Annotated in this window: 1 protein-coding gene; it reads left to right on the forward strand. The window is 46.1% G+C overall.

The features are described 5' to 3' along the window. Nucleotides 1-240: 240 nt before the first annotated feature. Nucleotides 241-1400 (forward strand): amino-acid N-acetyltransferase (argA, locus tag AB4653_RS17945; protein WP_372104894.1); only part of this gene is annotated, 1160 nt, incomplete at its 3' end.

Genomic DNA, 1400 nt, shown 5'->3' on the forward strand with positions numbered 1-1400 from the left:
TGTTGCGCTGCTCTGCTCCACTGTAGAGACCTTTTGCGAGCTCATCAATCTTACTCTTTCTTACTGGATTTTTTTGCATTCGTTTACGACTCATAAGGATGCTGTACGCATTGTACACTGAGACAGTTTATAAAACGAAGCCTAGATGAGAATAGTTTGCGCTTCATTCCAAAAAGTTGTTGTTCAGATTTGAATTTAAATGCTAAATTATCGAATAAATAAACAAGGAAGACTTATTCTGTGAAATTAAGAAGTACAGCGCTAGTCAAAGGCTTTAGGCAATCGACCCCTTATGTAAATGCTCACCGTGGTAAAACCATGGTGATTATGTTGGGAGGTGAAGCCGTTGCCGATAGAAACTTTGGCAATATTATTAGTGATATAGCCCTGCTTCATAGCCTTGGGGTTAAGATTGTTCTCGTTCATGGGGCAAGACCACAGATCAACCAACTGTTAGAGAAGCAAGACTGCCATACGCCTTACCATAAAAATATTAGAGTCACAGATGAATATTCTTTAGGTGTTGCAATGCAGGCGGCTGGACAACTGCAACTTGCGATCACCGCTCGCCTTTCAATGAGTTTGAACAACACTCCAATGGCGGGCACTCAACTGAACGTCATGAGCGGTAACTTTATTACCGCTCAACCCTTAGGCGTCGATGATGGCACAGATTACTGCCACAGCGGACGCATTCGTCGAATAGACATCGAAGGGATCAATCGCACCCTTGACCAAGGTTCCATCGTCCTTCTTGGGCCTATTGCCAGTTCAGTCACTGGCGAAAGCTTTAACCTGCTTTCGGAAGAGGTCGCGACACAAGTTGCTATCCGTTTGAAAGCCGACAAACTGATTGGCTTTTGTTCTGAGCAAGGGGTGACTGATCAAAACGGTAATGTACTCGCCGAACTCTTCCCTAAAGACGCCAAGCAAATTCTTGAACGCTTAACGGAATCCCAGAACCCCGCCGAAGACATGAGCACCGGAACACTGCGCTTCTTGAAAGGAGCGATCTCCGCTTGCCGAGCAGGCGTGCCTCGTTGTCACTTGATCAGCTACAAAGTCGATGGCGCATTGATCCAAGAGCTATTCTCTTTTGATGGTATTGGAACCCAAGTGGTCATGGCGAGTGCCGAACAAGTCAGACAAGCTCAGATTGATGACATCGGTGGTATCTTTGACCTCATTCGCCCTCTTGAAGAACAAGGCATTCTTGTTCGTCGCTCAAGAGAGCAGTTAGAACAAGAAGTCCATCGTTTTACTATCATCGAAAAAGACGGTCTGATCATTGGTTGCGCTGCGCTGTACGCTTATCCAGAAGATCACATGGCAGAGATGGCCTGCGTGGCAATTCACCCTGACTACCGAGATGGAAACCGTGGGCAGTTACTGCTTGATTA

It is taken from the genome of Vibrio sp. 10N.222.48.A3 (genome assembly GCF_041475345.1).
Taxonomy (GTDB): domain Bacteria; phylum Pseudomonadota; class Gammaproteobacteria; order Enterobacterales; family Vibrionaceae; genus Vibrio; species Vibrio tasmaniensis_A.